15 protein-coding genes are annotated in these 18,084 nt (G+C 37.2%); 9 read left to right on the top strand and 6 right to left on the bottom strand.

What is annotated here, in order from left to right; translation table 11 throughout:
- The coding region (locus V7266_RS07950; RefSeq protein ID WP_335467319.1) for a LarC family nickel insertion protein at window positions 1-632 on the top strand (632 nt) is incomplete at its 5' end.
- A 230-nt stretch (window positions 633-862) separates the two neighbouring features.
- On the opposite strand, the gene V7266_RS07945 is transcribed toward V7266_RS07950, so the two are convergent.
- The 4 genes from V7266_RS07945 to V7266_RS07930 all read right to left on the bottom strand — a co-directional run bounded on the left by V7266_RS07945 (window position 863) and on the right by V7266_RS07930 (window position 6,055).
- Window positions 863-1,141: a hypothetical protein gene (locus V7266_RS07945; protein WP_335467318.1), complete on the bottom strand. Its 279-nt coding sequence runs from the start codon at window positions 1,139-1,141 to the stop codon at window positions 863-865.
- Between the two features lie 13 nt (window positions 1,142-1,154).
- Window positions 1,155-2,435 (bottom strand): ArsB/NhaD family transporter, encoded by a 1,281-nt coding sequence (locus V7266_RS07940; RefSeq protein ID WP_335467316.1) that lies wholly within the window; start codon window positions 2,433-2,435, stop codon window positions 1,155-1,157.
- Between the two features lie 191 nt (window positions 2,436-2,626).
- Window positions 2,627-3,733 carry a metallophosphoesterase gene (locus V7266_RS07935; RefSeq protein ID WP_335467314.1) on the bottom strand — a complete coding sequence of 369 codons (1,107 nt, stop codon included), beginning with the start codon at window positions 3,731-3,733 and terminating at the stop codon, window positions 2,627-2,629.
- Window positions 3,734-3,898: 165 nt separating this feature from the next.
- The gene (locus V7266_RS07930) at window positions 3,899-6,055 is read right to left on the bottom strand and encodes an MMPL family transporter (RefSeq protein WP_335467312.1); all 2,157 of its coding nucleotides are present in this window, start codon (window positions 6,053-6,055) and stop codon (window positions 3,899-3,901) included.
- Between the two features lie 215 nt (window positions 6,056-6,270).
- Between V7266_RS07930 and V7266_RS07925 the strand changes: the two genes are divergently transcribed.
- The 8 genes from V7266_RS07925 (at window position 6,271) to V7266_RS07890 (ending at window position 16,192) form a co-directional block, all read left to right on the top strand.
- Window positions 6,271-7,209, top strand: a complete 939-nt coding sequence (locus V7266_RS07925; RefSeq protein ID WP_335467310.1) for a sugar-binding transcriptional regulator — start codon at window positions 6,271-6,273, stop codon at window positions 7,207-7,209.
- A gap of 131 nt (window positions 7,210-7,340) precedes the next feature.
- Entirely contained in the window at window positions 7,341-8,015 is a 675-nt protein-coding gene (gene deoC, locus V7266_RS07920; RefSeq protein ID WP_335467308.1) for a deoxyribose-phosphate aldolase, read from the top strand.
- Window positions 8,016-8,037: 22 nt separating this feature from the next.
- Window positions 8,038-8,208 (top strand): DUF1427 family protein, encoded by a 171-nt coding sequence (locus V7266_RS07915; protein WP_335467306.1) that lies wholly within the window; start codon window positions 8,038-8,040, stop codon window positions 8,206-8,208.
- A 97-nt stretch (window positions 8,209-8,305) separates the two neighbouring features.
- Complete coding sequence (gene proC / locus V7266_RS07910) at window positions 8,306-9,106, top strand: pyrroline-5-carboxylate reductase (RefSeq protein WP_335467304.1); 801 nt, start codon at window positions 8,306-8,308, stop codon at window positions 9,104-9,106.
- A gap of 215 nt (window positions 9,107-9,321) precedes the next feature.
- Window positions 9,322-10,494, top strand: a complete 1,173-nt coding sequence (locus V7266_RS07905; RefSeq protein ID WP_335467303.1) for a response regulator — start codon at window positions 9,322-9,324, stop codon at window positions 10,492-10,494.
- Between the two features lies 1 nt (window position 10,495).
- A complete protein-coding gene (locus V7266_RS07900) occupies window positions 10,496-11,533 on the top strand; it encodes a HEAT repeat domain-containing protein (RefSeq protein WP_335467301.1) in 1,038 nt (345 codons plus the stop codon).
- A 4-nt stretch (window positions 11,534-11,537) separates the two neighbouring features.
- Complete coding sequence (locus V7266_RS07895; protein WP_335467299.1) at window positions 11,538-12,950, top strand: glycosyltransferase family 2 protein; 1,413 nt, start codon at window positions 11,538-11,540, stop codon at window positions 12,948-12,950.
- Window positions 12,947-16,192, top strand: coding sequence for a hypothetical protein (locus V7266_RS07890; protein WP_335467297.1), 3,246 nt, complete (start codon window positions 12,947-12,949; stop codon window positions 16,190-16,192). The genes V7266_RS07895 and V7266_RS07890 overlap by 4 nt, the downstream gene beginning before the upstream one ends.
- A 50-nt stretch (window positions 16,193-16,242) precedes the next feature.
- On the opposite strand, the gene V7266_RS07885 is transcribed toward V7266_RS07890, so the two are convergent.
- Both V7266_RS07885 and V7266_RS07880 read right to left on the bottom strand, forming a co-directional pair.
- On the bottom strand, window positions 16,243-17,244 hold the full coding sequence (locus V7266_RS07885; protein WP_335467295.1) for an inorganic phosphate transporter: 1,002 nt from the start codon (window positions 17,242-17,244) through the stop codon (window positions 16,243-16,245).
- Window positions 17,245-17,255: 11 nt separating this feature from the next.
- The gene (locus tag V7266_RS07880; RefSeq protein WP_335467293.1) at window positions 17,256-17,870 is read right to left on the bottom strand and encodes a DUF47 domain-containing protein; all 615 of its coding nucleotides are present in this window, start codon (window positions 17,868-17,870) and stop codon (window positions 17,256-17,258) included.
- Window positions 17,871-18,084: the final 214 nt, after the last annotated feature.

The following is an 18,084-nucleotide window of genomic DNA, read 5'->3' as shown; positions in this document are numbered from 1 at the left end:
ACCACGAACATAGTCATGACCACGAACATGGTCATGCTCACGAACACAGTCATGATCATGAACACAGTCATAATCACGACCACCAGCACATACACGATCATGGTCATGGCCACCATCATCATGAACATCGTGCTTATAAGGATATTGTTGAGCTAATTGAAGCTGCTGATTTTTCTAAACAGGTCAAAGAAACAGCACTAAAGATATTTAAAAGAATTGGAGAGGCAGAAGGGCATATCCACGGGATTCCATTAGAAAAGGTTCATTTCCATGAAGTTGGCGCGGTAGATTCAATTATTGACATTATAGGTGCAGCCATATTAATTCATCAGCTAGAGGTAGACGTGATCCAGTCATCACCCATCCCAGTGGGGACAGGAAGAATCTCTATTGACCACGGTATATATCCAGTACCTGCCCCTGCAACACTTGAAATCTTAAAAGGTGTACCATTAGAGCAGTCAGACATAAGGGCAGAGTTAACAACACCAACTGGAGCGGCCATTATTGCAGTACTCGCTGAGGAATTTGGGCCAATTCCTTCAATGAAAATATCTTCAATTGGCTATGGAGCTGGAACAAAAACCTTTAAACAACATCCAAATGTACTCCGAGTAATAATCGGTAATTAAAAGAAAAGCTGCCATATTTGTGGCAGTTTTTCTTATGTCAGAATCTATTATCTATTAAGTGAGTGTCTTTATTCAAAACACTCTGTTGATTGGCGTGGAAGGCACGAAGACTCCTGCGGGAGTAAGGGGCAGGGGAGACCCCGCAGGCGCTTCAGCGCCGAGGAGGCTCCCCGGCACGCCCGCGGAAAGCGAAGTGCCTGGAGCGCCAATCAACAGACTTGTTGCTTTCTTTAAGCCCATTTGATTTCTTTTAATAGTTGCTGACTAAATAATTGAATGATAAATTCATTATAAAAATCATTCCTCACTATCACTTGATAGTGATTATTTGGATGTATGTAATAATGGATATCGGTTAAAACTCTATTAGCATCAAAATATTGCCGGACTTTCATAAGTTTGTTCTTTAACTCGTTATCAAATAACGTAATAGAAAATTCAATATCATTGCCGTTTGCTGTTTCATTCAGTTCGATTAAGCTTTTGTCATACGTATACTCGACTTTCACCTGAGCTTGCCCCCTATATTAGGTATCTTAAATATATGTAAACTGTACAAATCACAATAGAAAGGATCATTAATGGAAAAGCGATGAGAAGAAACTTGCCGAACGAAATAGGGTATCCTTCCTTTGCGGCGAGACCGGCTACAATTACATTGGCACTTGCACCGATCAATGTACCATTCCCCCCAAGACATGCTCCCAGAGACAGGCTCCACCAGAGTGGTTCCAAATTTTGAATGCCCAATTCTCCCATATCCTTGATCATCGGAATCATCGTCGCTACGAATGGAATGTTATCAATAAAGGCAGAGGCAATCGCACTAACCCAAAGAATTAGAATCGAGGTGGATGCCACATCACCGCCAGTCAAATGAACGGAAAAATCTGCTAGTAAAGAAATGACCCCTGTTTCAATCAATCCCGAGACTAGGACAAATAACCCGATAAAGAAGAAAATGGTTGTCCACTCTACCTTTGAAAAAGATTTATCCAAATACTCTTCTCCAGTTAATAGAAGTAAAAGAAAGGCACCTGCTAATGCAACCGTTGCGGATTCAATCTGAAGCAATTGATGAAGGAAAAATCCCAAAATGGTTACTATCAGTGCGGTTAATGACTTAATTAAAAGTTTTTTATCCGTAATTTCTTCCTTTTCGTCTAAGTCCATTAAGCTGGATTTCAATTCTGGCGATGTTCGAAGCTGTTTACGATAAATAAAGGCTAGAATACCAACGTTAACAAATAAAATGAAAAAAGAAATGGCAGTTAGGTTGTTGATAAATGCCATGAATGTTAGTTCTTTCACAGCGCTTCCCAGCATAATATTCGGCGGGTCACCAATCAAGGTAGATGTTCCGCCGATGTTGGAAGCAATAACCTCTGTAATTAAGAACGGAATCGGATTAACCCGTAACTGCCTTGTTATACTAAATGTAACAGGAACCATAAGCAGGACCGTAGTGACATTATCTAAAAAAGCGGAGCCTAATGCCGTAATGACCCCAAGCGTAAGTAAAATCTTCAACGGATCGCCCTTCACCTTTTTAGCTGCCCAAATGGCGATATACTTGAATAATCCTGTCTCAGATGTTATGGCAACAATGATCATCATCCCCGTTAAGAGTCCAAGTGTATTAAAATCTATGTGATGTAAGGCCTTTTCTTGACCAACTATCCCTAAAAGGACCATCATAATTCCACCGGCCATTGCGATAATCGTGCGATGTATCTTTTCAGTGACGATAAAGGCATAAGTAATCAAAAATACTCCTATGGCTATAATTGCTTGTGTTGACATGTATAAACCACTTCTCCCTCTGTTTTTTACATTCATTGAAAAATGCAAAAAAGGAGCCTGTTTTGACAGACTCCACCACAAAATCCACATATGTATTATATGTTAATTTTATTAAACTATACAGGGGATGTAAAGGGGCTAATTCATCCAAGTTCTCTGATTAATAGGCTTTTTCTAAAGTTCTAAGGATTTTATAAACCTAATTTTCTAATAAAATCAACCATCTCCTCATGTTCCTCTTTGACTAGTCTATACAATCCTATATCTGTTTTGACTAAAGGTTTTCCATTATCGTCGGCAATTGGTCTTGTATATGATTTTTGCGCAACGATCTGCCATTTTCCGTTAGAATTGCTTAATTTAAGATCAATGATTCCGAGTCTGCTTCCAAAGGCTGCAGCCATTACAACTGGTTTTCCGTTAATCTCGCCTGTCTCCAAATTTGTATTTGGAAGATTTTGATAGACGGAACCTGGGAATACGCTATGTGAATGACCTGCCAGAACTACATCAATTTCAGGGATTTGAGTTAAGTAATAAACACCGTTTTCCGTATCAGCATGATAGGGTTCACTACTAATCCCTGTATGGGCTAGAGCGATAATAATATCGGCCCCTTCTGCTTTTATAATTGGAACAAACTCCTTAGCTGTTTCAACCATGGGTTTTGCAAACACTTTACCTTCAAGATTGGCTTTGTCCCACTTCATTATATGGGTAGGCATCACGGAAATAACACCAATTTTGAGTTCATGTGGTTTGCCGCTTTGGTCGACTAATTTCCTTTTTAAAATGGTATATGGTTTAAAGTATGGTTTATTTGTTTTTACTGAAAACACATTTGCATTAAGGACAGGCATCTTTGCCCCTTTTAAGGCAGTTTTTAAAAAAGCTAATCCGTAGTTAAATTCATGATTTCCAATTGCAATTGCATCATAGTTTAAATAATTAAATGCCCGGTATACCGGATGTGTTTTTCCTTTATGCATTCCTTTGATTCTGGACAAATACTCGCCGAGTGGATTCCCTTTTAAATGATCTCCATCATCAAACAACAAAGTGTTTTTACTTTCTTTGCGTGCTTCCCGTATAAGAGTTGCCGTTTTAACCAGACCAATTCGATTGTCTATTTTTGTTTGATAGTAATCATAATTTATTAAATCCGCATGGATATCAGTCGTTTCTAATATCCGCAGATCCACCTGACTAGATGTTCCTGGCTCGGCTGCAAAGGTATTAAATGTAAAAGTAAAGAAAAAAATGAGAAGAGAAAGTAAAGATATCATTCTTTTTTTCAATAAGATTACCTCCTACAGTCATATGTACAGAGTAATCTTAGTATAGGTTTTTCTTTTAAAATTATCCTTGTTAAGCGGCTTACATACTTGAAGTAATAGGAAGTAATTTAACGAAAAATATTTAATCGAAATAAAAACCAGCCCGTGTTAGGCTGGCTTTTTGCTTCATTGCTGCTGACGCTTAAAATGATAGCCAAAGAGCCACCAATTCCAATCACCCAACAGCCTCATTAGAGCTGGAACTAAAACCATTCTGACAATAGTGGCATCAATAAAAATGGCAATTGCTATTCCTACTCCAAGCTGTTTTACGGGCATGACTCCTGTAAAAGCAAAAGCCCCGGTAACAACAATCATGATGGCTGCAGCTGAAGTGATGATTTTGCTAGTAAAGGTTAACCCGGAAATAGTGGCTAAGGTATTGTCACCGGTCTGGAGATAAAATTCCTGTATCCTTGAAATCAAGAAAACCTCATAGTCCATCGAAAGTCCAAAGACTAAGGTAAATACAAATACAGGTAAGATTAAGGCAACATCAACAGGTTTAATTCCAAAATGTCCCTGCTGGAAAATCCAAACAATAATCCCAAAAGTACAACTTAAGCTCAATACATTCATTAAAATAGCCTTGAGAGGAATTAAAATGGAACGAAACGCAGCCATTAATATCACTAGGGTTGACATTACAATTAGCAATAATCCATAGGGGGCCTTTTGATAAATTTCAGCAAATATCTCTTGTTCAAATTTGATCGGGCCGCCAAAAAAGGATTGAACACCAAGATTTTTATGTGACCAATCGTCTACCCAATCTCTTGCTTTTGCAGAATGCTTCTCTGTATTTAAATAAACCTCTATAAGTATACTATCATTTCTGATGAAGTAATCCTTTATTGGAGAAAGCAATGATATGTCCCCGTGCTGGAGAAAATGATATAGCTGTTCCTCGTCCCTTATACCTGCTGCAGAATAAGGGGAATTAACGATATTAACGAGTTTATCCTTTTCAATCCTATGAATAATGGTGCTTATTTTATTAAAATTTTTTCTTTCCATAACAGGTCCATTTGTTTGCAGGACTATGGTTACTTTCTTTTCGTCTCGTTTCTCTTTTGTAATAAATTGCTCCTGAAATTTTTCCAATGCAACCCGTGATGGGTAATTGGCCGGGAGAGAATCTGTACCGGGAATGGCCAAAATCATTTGTTTAACTGGAATAAGCCCTGCTAAAAGGATCGCGAGAGCAAGAATTGCCATGATTATTGGATGATTCATCACATTTTGGGCAAAACGATACCAAATGCTATTCTTCTGCTCGGTAACCCTAATCACACTAAGTTTATTTATATTCTTACCTAAAAGTGCAAGTAACGCTGGAAGAAAGGTTAATGCTGAAAACACAGAAATAAGGACGACGAGCATCCCCCCAAGAGCAACATTTTGAAAGATATCAATCTTAATAAACCAGAGCCCTGAGAGGCCAATGAAAACACAAAGTCCCGAGAAGATAATCGACCGTCCTGCAGTTCTAACAGTGATTTCAATAGCCTCCTCAACTGATTTTTGTTGCACCTCTTCCTTATAGCGATTAATGAACAATAAAGCAAAATCAATACTTAAAGCAAGACCGATCATTGGTACAATGTTTAGAATAAAGATTGTTAAATCAACACGATAACTAAAAAAGTAAACAGTGCCCATCGTGATTAAAATGGAAACCACTCCAATAACAATTGGAAGGGCGGCGGCGATAAGCCCCCCAAATGCAAGGATAAGCACTACTAAAGCGATGGGCAAACCAATCATCTCGGCTTTTGCTAAATCTTCTTGACTGGCAACATTTAAGTCCTGAACAATGATGGGTTCTCCAGTCATGGTGACCTTTAAACCATGCTGGTTTTTAAGCGTATTATTTAATTTTGAGATTTCCTCTCCAAGGCTCTCAGCTTTTTTATCAAAAGTAAGCAGTCCATAGGCGTAATAGTTTTTAACCATTCCCTTTCTGTCAATAGGAGAGATTATTTCTCTTGCGGAGTCAAAGTTACTAAGCCTTTTAAATGTATCCTGGATAAACTGTTTAAAGTCTTTATCACTAATTGTCTTTTCTCTTTCAAAAAACAGGATAATCGAAGAATTGGGTTGTTCAAATTTTTTTTCCAGGAGTTTTCTTGTTTGGTTATATTCACCCTTGTATTCAAAGCCATTTCCGCTTAAGACCGTCGGTAATTTAAGGGCAAAAAGGCCGAAAAAAAGAATAGCCGCTATCCAAATGAGCAGTACCCATTTACGATTTCTGTAGATAGAGCCCCCTAATTTTTGCATATATGGCCTCCTTTAACGAAACTATTTCCTTATTTTGTTTCATAAGGATTAATCAGGCTCTTCGCCTTCGTAATGTTTCCCTAATTCTGGCTGAAAATTCACTTAGAAATCGAGTGAAAAAACGTTCAAAATTGATGTAACATATGTCAAAGATATGTGAATGACACAGTTAATATTTGGTACAATAAAGAAAATCAACTTTATAGGTGATATATTTGGAACAAGAAAAATTAAACAAAGTTATTGAAGCAGCAAAGTTATATTATTTATTGGATTATAACCAAAATGAAATAGCTAAAAAGTTGGGTGTCTCACGTCCGACTGTCTCACGTATGTTACAACAGGCAAAGAGTGAGGGCATTGTCAGAATTTCCATAATGGATCCAACCGAAAATGTTGAAAATTTAGCCGCCCAACTAGAAGAAAAGTACCATTTAAAAAAGGTGATTGTCGCATCTATACCGCAATATGAAGATCATATTATAAAAAATTACCTTGGTGAAACGGCCGCAAATTTTTTGGACAGTATTGTAAAAGATGACGACATTATTGGAGTTACATGGGGGACGACACTCTATCATATTGCAATCGAACTAAGACAGAAGTTTGTAAAAAACGTCAAGGTAGTTCAATTAAAGGGCGGGGTTAGTCATGCGGAAACGAATACATATGCTTCTGAAATTCTGTACCTTTTTGGAAAAGCCTACAATACGACTCCTTTGAATCTCCCCTTGCCCGCCATCGTTGATCACGTTGTTGTAAAACAGGCAATGGAAGCAGACCGCCATATCCGAAGAATTTTAGATATGGGGAAACAGGCAAATATTTCCATGTTTACAATAGGGTCAATTAAGACAGACTCTTTACTGTTTCAATTAGGGTATTTTACGGATAGTGATTTGGAATCGCTATATGGTACAGCAGTTGGTGATATTTGTTCGAGATTCTTTAATAAGGATGGACAAATTTGCAATGATAGCTTAAATGAGAGGACCTTGGGTGTGAATCTTGATGATCTAAGTAAGAAAGAATATTCAATAGTTGTTGCTGGTGGACCAAATAAAATAAATGGAATTTATGGTGCTTTAATCGGTAAATATGCAAATGTTCTAATTACGGATCAGTATACGGCTAAATTCTTGCTTGATAAATAGCAGCAATTTATGCATGTGTATTTTACATTTGTTCATATTGATATTTACAAATGTTCATGTTGTTTGATATAGTTATGTTGTTGAAAAAGACTCTAATTTGTATAACTTAAAATATCAGGGGGAAATTAAAGATGACTCAAAATATTGTCAAAATGATTGACCATACATTATTAAAAGCGGATGCAACTCGAGAAGAAATCAATAAAATTATTAATGAAGCGAAAGAATATTTATTTGCTTCTGTTTGTGTTAACCCAACATGGGTTAAAACAGCAGCTGAACAGCTTGCTGACACTCCAGAGGTAAAGGTATGTACGGTCATTGGCTTTCCGTTAGGAGCATCAACATCAGAAACAAAGGCTTTTGAAACAAAAAATGCGATTGAAAACGGTGCTGATGAAGTGGATATGGTCATCAACATTGCTGCTCTAAAGGATCAACAAGATGATATCGTTGAAAAAGATATCCGTGCGGTCGTTGAGGCGGCAAAGGGTAAAGCACTCGTTAAAGTAATTATTGAAACATGCTTACTGACTGATGAAGAAAAGGTTAGAGCTTGTGAACTTGCAGTTAAAGCTGGGGCTGATTTTGTTAAAACATCTACTGGATTCTCAACAGGTGGAGCAACCGTCCAGGATATCCGTTTAATGCGCCAAACAGTTGGGCCTGAAATAGGGGTAAAAGCTTCTGGAGGAGTTAGAAGCCGTGAAGATGCATTAGCAATGGTGGAAGCAGGCGCTACCCGAATTGGTGCAAGTTCTGGTGTTTCAATTGCTAATGGAGAACGTTCAAATTCCAATTATTAATTAATAATGTGAGGGTAACTTGATGAGAGAAGTCCTAATGGCCTTAATAGCTGGTTTAATTGTAGGAATGTTATTTAGGTTCTTAAAATTACCTTTACCAGCACCACCCGTATTTTCTGCTGTGGTAGGCGTATTCGGTGTGTATTTTGGCGGTGTTGTTTTAGAATGGATCATGAAGTTAGTACAGCATTAATCTTTAGCTAATGGCCAAATAAATTATAGAGAAGCTATTTCTGTGGAATATCTTCTCTTTTTTTATGTAAAATATGAAAAATTAAGGAATGAGAATTATGGTAAAAAAGATTGGTTTCATAGGGGCAGGAAAGATGGCTCAAGCTATGATTGGTGGAATTATAAAAGCTGGCCTAAACACTCAAGACATCATGGCTAGTGCTGCAACTGAAAGGACGCTTAAGGCAGTATCTGAAAGATATGGTATTCGTGGATCATTAAGCAACAAGGATGTGGCAAGGTTTGCCGACATACTTATCCTAGCAGTGAAACCTGATCAGCATGAAGATATTATCGGAGAAATAAAAAGTGTAATCAATCAAGATACCATTATTGTTACGATTGCAGCGGGGATATCCTTAGCGGACGTTGAACGTATATTTGGATTACCGGTTAAATCTGTACGGACCATGCCAAATACCCCTTCGTTAGTGGGGGAAGGAATGACTGCCCTCTGTCCAAATAAAAAAATAACTGAGGAAGAGCTTATGGCGGTAGAACAATTGTTTCACTGCTTTGGCCAAACGGAGCGTTTGGATGAGAAACTAATGGATGCGGTACCATCTATCAGTGGTTCGTCACCGGCCTATGTGTATATGTTAATAGAAGCAATGGCAGATGGTGGAGTACTTCAAGGTATTCCTAGAGATAAGGCTTATCGACTGGCGGCACAAGCTGTACTTGGAGCTGCCAAGATGGTTCTTGAAACAGGCAGACACCCTGGAGAGCTGAAAGACCAAGTATGTACACCCGGAGGCGTCACAATTGAGGCAGTGGCAACACTTGAAAGGGAACAGTTCCGAGGAGCAATTATTGCTGCCATGGAGAGCTGCTCAAACAAGGTAAAAAATTTAGGATGATATTATGTTGGATTCCATATAGGGATCCTTTTTTACGTCCGATTTTCCTTAATATAAGGAACTTTATTATTTTTTTAAAAAATCGACGTTTTTCGACTTTTATTGTAGTATTTCTTATCGATTCATAATACACTCTAGTTAAACACAAACTTATAACAACAAGGTTTATTGATAGCGATTATTTTCTCAAGAATAAATTGAGGTGCAGGCAGTTAATGGACTTAAACAAATCTAAGAATTTACTTATTCAGAAGATAAAAAATCAGCTTTCTAAGTGGTTTGAATCAGAAGCTCCCATCGGCAATTCAGAGGTTTACAGTTTTCTTCACTCTCTAAACGGAAATGCAGCGTGGTTGCAGTTAGAGGGTTTTCATCACCTATCGGGACAATTAATGGGCCAGATTAACGGAGGTGAGGAGAAAAGTTGGAATAACGAAGAATTGCGAAGGTTTTTAAATCCTATAATTCATTTTACAAATGACTATGATAGTTTTTTAGATACGACAGCCTTTACATTTAAGGAAGGCCCAAATAATATAAATGTTCCAATCATACAAATCATTGATGATGATATTTCAATGCTTATACTGCTCAAAGACACTATAGAGGAGAAAGGGTGGCGGGCAGTTGTAAATACAGACCCTGTAATGGCGATTTCACAATACAACCAATTAACTCCTGATTGTGTGATTATCGATTTAAATGATTCTAGAAGTGGACTCGAATTTTTGGAAAGCATTGAGCAGCATACCCAGCAAAACTTTATACCGAAAATAATACTTAGTTGGCAGAATGACCGTGAGACAAGAATAAATGCCTACAAGCGAGGTGTTGACGGTTTTATTGAAAAACCTATCGATTTAGAAGAATTGACTGTTCGAATTGATCGCCTTTTGAAAAGAAAGGAATTAGTGGAACAAGCATTAGATGCTGCAAAAGCAGAGAGCAAGGAACATGTAGAGGTCTTAAATAATTCGACAGAATTCACCAACAGGAATTTATTTGTTTCTATCATTGATGATGATCCGATTATCCGAACCATGCTGATGCGAATTCTAAAAGTAATGGACTTTTCCAATTTTGATGTAAACTTTGAGGAGTTCGGAGATGGATTACAGTTTTTTAAATCAAATAGATTAGAGGAAAAGGGGGACCATTTTTTAATAATCGACGGTGTAATGCCGATAATGGATGGTATTGAAGTATTACAAAAGGTTAAAGAGATAAAACATAGCCATAATATCTATGTTCTTATGCTGACTGGTAGAAAAAGTGAAGCCGATATTGAAAGGGCCCTAGCACTTGGTGCTGATGATTATGTCACTAAACCTTTCAGCATAAAGGAGCTGCAGGCTAGAATACAAAGGTTAATTAAAAGGATGAAATGATTTGTTAACAGATGAATTGCTGTTCCTCTCCATTTTAACAGTATCTTTAATGGGGATCCTTGTGATTTTGCTTGGGTACTTAACCATTAGAAAAACAATTGAAATTCGAAAAAGGAAAACTATCGAACTTTACCATAAAATTCATAACCCCCTAATATCTTCCATCTTAATTGAGGGCAGCATGGCAAGGAAACTAAACCCCAAAAATGTTCTTCAACAAAAGGCTCTGGAACAACTTTTAAGCAGGTATACAAAGATAATTGAAGGGAAAGAGGAGAAAGACCGTTTATCCAAACTAGCATCCATGTACTTAACGGATTATTATCGTAAACAGCTTCTGAACCATAAGTGGAGTACTAGAATGAATACACTATATCATATAGAAGATTTTAATATGATAAATCTTTTGGATGATGTTTTCAGGTTATTAAACAGGAAACGACTTTCACACCAAGAACTGATTCATATCTTGAGAATATTATCTTTATTTCAATTTCCTCAGCTTTTTGACCTATTGACAACTAAATATCAGGACTTAACTGAATTTGATTATCGTCATATCCTAATGCCTTTAGAGCAGAACAAATTTGAACAATATATTCTCCATTTTCATCAAGCAGACTTGCCGCTTCAAAAAGCAATTATGGATGTAATTGCAAGTAAGCGAGAGGTCAGCTATAACCATTTCTTAGAGAAAGTTTTCTCAAGCTATTCCGGAGAAATAAGGTTAAGGGCCTTAAAAGCATTGGCTGAAATTGGATATGTGAAGAATAGTGCTCCTTATTTAGAACTTCTCTATTCAGATAAATGGGAAGAACGAATGGTTGCAATTAAATTAATTGGTGCATTGAAAGAAGAAAAAGCAATACCGAGGTTAATTGAGTTATTGCATGACCGGACATGGTGGGTTCGTTCACAGGCTGGACAGGCCATCAGTCAATATACCCATGGTAAAGAGATCCTTCGGACAGTATTAGAATCATCAAAAGATACATTTGCAAAAGATATGGCCTGGGAATGGCTGCATAAAGGAGTTTAGACGGATGCCATTTATTCATTGGGGAGATATCGTTACGGCTTTTGCCTGGTTTATTGCCGTGTATATGGTCATTGTTATTGTTTTTTATTCAGCCATTCTTATCATCTCGTTTTTCCAACTTCGAAAGGAATACCAGCTAGATCGAACACAAGCTTATGAAGATTATGTAGACGAAATATATACCAAGCCGGTTTCAATTATTGTGCCTGCTTATAATGAAGAAGCAGGCATTATTCAGAGTGTACGATCATTATTAAGTATAAACTATCCAAGCTTTGAGGTTATTGTAGTTAATGATGGGTCCAAGGACCACACCCTCGATAAAATGATTGAATTCTATGATATGAAGGAAATCAAAAAAGCGGTTAGAATTCAAGTGAATACTAAACCGATCAAAAAGATATATCAATCTTCCATTCTTTCCAACCTTTTTCTAATTGACAAGGAAAACGGTGGAAAAGCAGATGCCCTTAATGTCGGACTTAACTTCTCACATTATCCTTATTTTTGCTCTTTGGATGGTGATTCGGTACTTGAAGAAGATGCTTTTTTAAAGGTTATGAAGCCTATTGTAGACTCAGCTGAAGAAGTAATTGCTTCGGGGGGCAGTGTAAGGATTGCCAATGGCTGTGAAATTCAAAATGGTCACCTTCAAAGTGTTGGTCTTTCCAATAAGCCATTGGTAGTGATGCAGATAATCGAATACTTACGAGCATTCTTAATGGGGAGAATTGGTCTAAGCAGACACAATCTCCTCCTTATTATTTCAGGTGCCTTTGGTGTTTTTTCAAAGCATTGGGTAATTGCCGCAGGAGGCTATCGAACCGATACAGTTGGGGAAGATATGGAACTTGTGGTGCGAATACATCGTTTATTAAAAGAAAAGGGTCTGAAAAAGAAGATTGTTTACGTCCCCGATCCTGTTTGTTGGACAGAAGTACCAGAGGATATGACATTTTTACGAAGGCAGCGCAGAAGATGGCATAGGGGCCTATTTGAAAGTTTATGGACCCATCGTAAATTAACCTTTAATCCTAAATACGGGTCGATTGGTCTGCTAGCATTTCCTTATTTCTGGATTGTAGAGTTTTTCGGCCCAGTTATTGAGCTCTCAGGCTATATTTTTATGATATTATGCTTGTTATTAGGTGGAACTTACATTGAATTTTCCATTTTACTATTTTTACTTTCAAGTTTGTACGGGTCGATTTTTTCAATGGCTGCCGTCCTTTTAGAGGAGTGGAGTTTAACCAAATATCCAAAGGTTACAGATATTCTCAAGCTTTTTCTTTATTCGTTAACCGAAACGATCTGGTATCGGCCTATGACTGTGTTATGGCGTTGTGAGGGAATCTGGCAAACAATAAAGGGAGATACCAGCTGGGGAGAAATGAAAAGAAAAGGTGTTTCAAAATGAAAAAATCAATCTACCTATTTTTTTACGCGCTGCTTTTTCTGGTTATGGTGACAAGTCCATTTTGGTTATGGAAATTACAGCCGCAGAAAAAATTGAATGTGTTAATTGTCGACAAAACTGTTCCGAATACAACTTACCGAGAGCATAAGGGATTGGTTTGGGTGTTAAACAATGCCAAGTATTTTAAGGACGGGAAACAACCCTATTCAGTAAAAAATGATTATAAAGGATTTGCACCGAAGGGAAATCAACAATATACGATTGTCCCACTCCCAAAGGATTTAGCAAAATACGATGTATTCTATTTGACAGATCAATACGGAGTTTATGAGAAGGAATTTTATGGCCAAAATACTGCTGGAAAAAAATCAGCCAAGATATATGGCGGCATAACACTAAATGAAGTTAATCAAATAAAAGAGGCACTAATTCAATCAAAATCAAAAACCTTAATTGCTGAATTCAATACATTTGCTAGTCCAACTTCAGAACAAGCTAAGGGTGAAATATCAAATTTGCTTAATGTCGAGTGGTCTGGCTGGATTGGAAGATATTTTTCTGATTTAAATAGTCAAGAGGTACCTGAATGGGTGAGACAAAATTACCAAAAGCAACACGAAAAATGGGCTTTTAATGGAGAAGGCTTTGTATTTGTTAGTAAAAATAATTTTGTTGTTGTAATAGGTAAAGATGATATCGACCATCCAGGACTCCTTTTTAATGTAACCAATCAAGGTGAGAAGCACTTTTCCAAAAAGATAGATGGAACGTATCAGTATTGGTTTGATATTATTGAAGCAAAAAATAATAAAGAGATTTTAGCAAACTATCAGCTGCCGGTTACGAAAGAGGCAAGTGAAAAATTGAAGGGTTATGGGATACCTAATCAATTTCCAGCTGTCATTTATCACAAGAATGCAAGATACTCTACTTATTATTTTTCAGGTGACTATGCCGATGAAGCAGATGTACCCGGGATTTACCAGACAAAAGGCTTAGATAAGTGGAAAAAGACATTCGGATCCAATCATTCTTTTTATTGGTCAGTGTATGTCCCCATGATGAAGGATATTCTTAAAAATGGGTTAAAGCAGGTTGAACCCCAAAAGAAAGTTGAATTGGTTGAACAGAACGGGATTAAGACCAATAGTGAAACAAATGATTCTTATATCCAGATCCAAAAGAATGGAAAATGGGAGAACTTTTTAATTAAGGGAGTGAATATGGGGGTTGGCAGACCTGGCTACTTCCCTGGGGAAACGGCCATTACGAAAGAAGAATATTTCCGGTGGTTTCAAGAAATCGGAGCAATGAATGCCAATGCCATTAGGGTTTATACCTTACAATCTCCACAGTTTTATGAAGCGTTTTACGAATATAATAAAATCGCTAAGAATCCTTTATTCCTTTTTCACGGAACGTGGGTTAATGAAGAAAATTTGATTAAGACTCAGGATGCATTTGCTAAAGTAAATGTGGATGATGCCAAACTCGAGATAAAGAATATGATTGATATTATTCATGGAAATGCAAATTTAGCCAAACGGCCAGGCCATGCATCAGGTGTGTATAAACATAATATTGCCAAATTTGTTATCGGCAACATTATTGGAACAGAGTGGGACCCGTCGATGGTGAAGAATACCAATACCAGGCATTCCGGATTGGCTCAATTTAAAGGTGATTATTTTGAAACAGCGCATGCCAGTCCGTTTGAAATTTGGCTGGCTGAATTGATGGAATATGCAGCTGAGTATGAGGCAAAGCAATACCATTGGCAGCATTCGATGAGCTTTACTAACTGGGTAACAACAGACTTGCTTAGCCACCCATCTGAACCATTGGAAAATGAGGATATGGTTTCGGTTGATCCTAACCATATAAAGGCGTCTGGTTCTTTTAAAGCAGGGCTTTTTGCTTCGTATCATATCTATCCATACTACCCGGATTTTCTCAATTATGAAAAGAAGTATCTGGATTATAAGGATACTGCAGGAAACAGAAATAATTACGCAGGCTATCTTAATGAGCTGCGTTCTGTACATCATATGCCAATCTTAGTTGCGGAATTTGGTGTACCTTCTTCAAGAGGATTAACACATAAAAATCCTAACGGTATGAATCAGGGATTTCTTTCTGAGGAGGAACAAGGGCAAATAGATCAGCATTTATATCAATCGATTGTATCAGAGAAATATGCGGGCGGACTTGTGTTTACTTGGCAAGATGAATGGTTTAAGCGGACATGGAACACAATGGACTTTGATAACCCGGACCGCCGTCCTTATTGGGATAATCAGCAAACGAATGAGCAGCATTTTGGTTTGCTTGGATTTGATCCTGGGAAGAAGGAAACAGCGATTATTGTGGATGGTGCTGCAGAAGACTGGGATATAGCCGGAATAAAAAAAGGATATCAATCCAATACGAAAGAAAATTTAAAGGAAGTCCGGTTTACATCTGACAGCGGCTACTTGTATTTTTTACTAAAATATAATCGACCGATTGATTTTAAAAGCGAAGGCATTTACCTTTTGCTCGATACGATTGGAAACCAGGGGCAAACAACGATTCCAATTAATAAACAAACAAAGGTTAAAACGAATTACGGCATTGATTTTCTTATAAAGCTCCAAGGTCCAAAAGATTCGCGAATTTTGGTTGATAGTTACTATGATGCCTTCTATTATCAGTATGGAAAACTTTTGAAAATGATTCCTGAAGAGTCGTACACCTCAAGAAAGGATAATGGGGTATTTAATCCCATAAGGCTGGCATTAAATAAGCAACAAATCATCCCATCAACTAAAGAGGTTATTCCGTTTCAGGATTATGAAACTGGGGTTTTAAAATATGGTAATGCAGATCCGGCCAGCAAGGATTTTAATTCCCTAACAGACATCAGTATGAGCAGTGATAAAAAGGTGATAGAAGGAAGAATTCCCTGGCAGCTATTAAACGTGAAAGATCCCAGCTTAAAAGAAGTAATGGGCGATATTTGGAAACAAGGGCTGTCTGGCAGTGTAAAGACAAGTGGAATTAGAACTGCAGTAGTTACAACAGCAAAAGAAAGTGTGGAACAAACCATTCCTAAGTTAGTTAATGGCCAACTTCAACAAAAGGATTCTATCTATTATAACTGGAAAACATGGGAACAGCCTGAATTCTATGAACGATTGAAGACTTCATATGAAATCATGCAAAAAACCTTTGGTTCCACAGAGATTAATCAAACTAAATAAAAAAATAAAAACCACCGGTGCTTGAGCTCCCGGTGGTTTAGTGTGTTAGATTAAAAGAATAAATTCAAAATATAGTAAACAATCCCTGCAATCAATGCCGTAATGGGAAGGGTGATGACCCAAGTAATTAACATCCGCTGTGCTGTATCCCATTTAACGCCCTTTAGACGATGGGCCGAACCGACTCCAAGGATACCAGAAGAAATGACATGAGTAGTACTAACCGGTAAATGAATATAGGTAGCGCCAAAAATAATAGCAGCACCAGTTAAATCCGCAGCAACTCCATTTACTGGACGTATCTTCATAATTTTTCCGCCAACTGTTTTGATAATTTTCCACCCGCCAATGGAAGTTCCTAGTCCCATTGCAACGGCACAGGAAGCTTGTACCCAAAACGGGATTCCTGCATCTGGTGAAAGATATTTGCTGGATACAAGTGCTAAAGTAATGATCCCCATTGATTTTTGCGCATCATTTGTTCCATGTGAATAAGATTGTAGAGCGGCCGTTGCGATTTGGATATAACGGAATCTTTTGTTCGTCTTGGCTAAATTAAAATTTTTAAATGCTACTTTAAAAATACTGTAGACAATATATCCTACTACGAAAGCTAAAATAGGTGAAATAATTAGTGCTTCAATAATTTTTATAAAACCAGTGTAGTTTAATGCATTAAAGCCTTCTGCAGCAACTGCTGCCCCAGCAATAGAACCAATAATCGCATGGGAAGAACTGCTTGGGATCCCATAATACCAAGTCAGCAAATTCCAAAATATTGCAGCAAGCAGTGCTGCTAAAATAACCACAGACCCGTTATGAAGGGTGAAGGGATCAACAATATCCTTCGAAACTGTTTTAGCGACCCCAGTAAAAGTTAGGGCCCCAACCAAATTCATCACTGCCGCCAACATAATGGCTTGACGAGGTTTTAAAGCTTTTGTTGAAACGGACGTGGCGATTGCATTTGCGGTATCGTGAAAACCATTAATAAAATCAAATGCAAGGGCGCCAATGACAATTAAGATTGTTAAAATTAGTACAAGACTCATTTTTTTGCTCCTTATGCATTTTTCATAATAATGGATTCAAGGGTATTAGCTACTGTCTGGCAGAAGTCTGCAATATCCTCAAGGTCTTCGTAAATTTCCTTATATTGAATTATTCGAATTGGATCCTTTTCAACAGTGAATAAATGTTTAATTGACTGTCTTAAAATATTATCGCATTTTGATTCAAAATCCTTAATCTTAATGGCATGTTCTCTAATTTGAGCAAGCTTTTTGTTAGATAGTAACTCAACGGCCTTCTGAATCTCGTGAACACTGCCTTGAATCGCTTCAACAAACTGTAACATAAACTCATCTGCGTCTGTAATAGAGTACATTTCAAATAGGGCAGCACAAGCTTCAAGTCCGTCTAATACATCGTCCATGCTCATCGCAAGCTGAAGAATATCCTCACGCTCAATTGGAGTGATGAAGGCATCGTTTAATTCTTTAATGACTTCATGAACGAAGGTATCACCTTTCGATTCAAATTCTTTCATTTTTTCAGAAAAGATTTTTAAATCGCTAATATTTTTTAGTTTATATTCAGTAAAAAAATCCACACTTTCATCAAGATTTGATGATATTTTACTTAACAATGCTGAGAATTTATCTACCTTTTTAGCCATTTGATAATACCTCCAATAATTTAAACAAGAAATGTTTTCTTTTACACCCAAATTATTTTAGCTGAAATATGTAGAAAGAGAAAGAATTTACGTTGAATTTACAAAAACTTAACATTAGAATTTTCTGAATATGGCTATATGATTAAAGAATTTCTTTATTACTTTTGCCTACTATCATTAATTTATGTCTTTTTAAATATGATTTTTTCATGAG

The sequence above is a fragment of the Neobacillus drentensis genome, assembly GCF_036965645.1.
Lineage (GTDB): Bacteria > Bacillota > Bacilli > Bacillales > Cytobacillaceae > Neobacillus > Neobacillus drentensis_D.
Note: the sequence above shows the minus strand (reverse complement) of the source record. Positions and strands in the feature narration are given on the sequence as shown.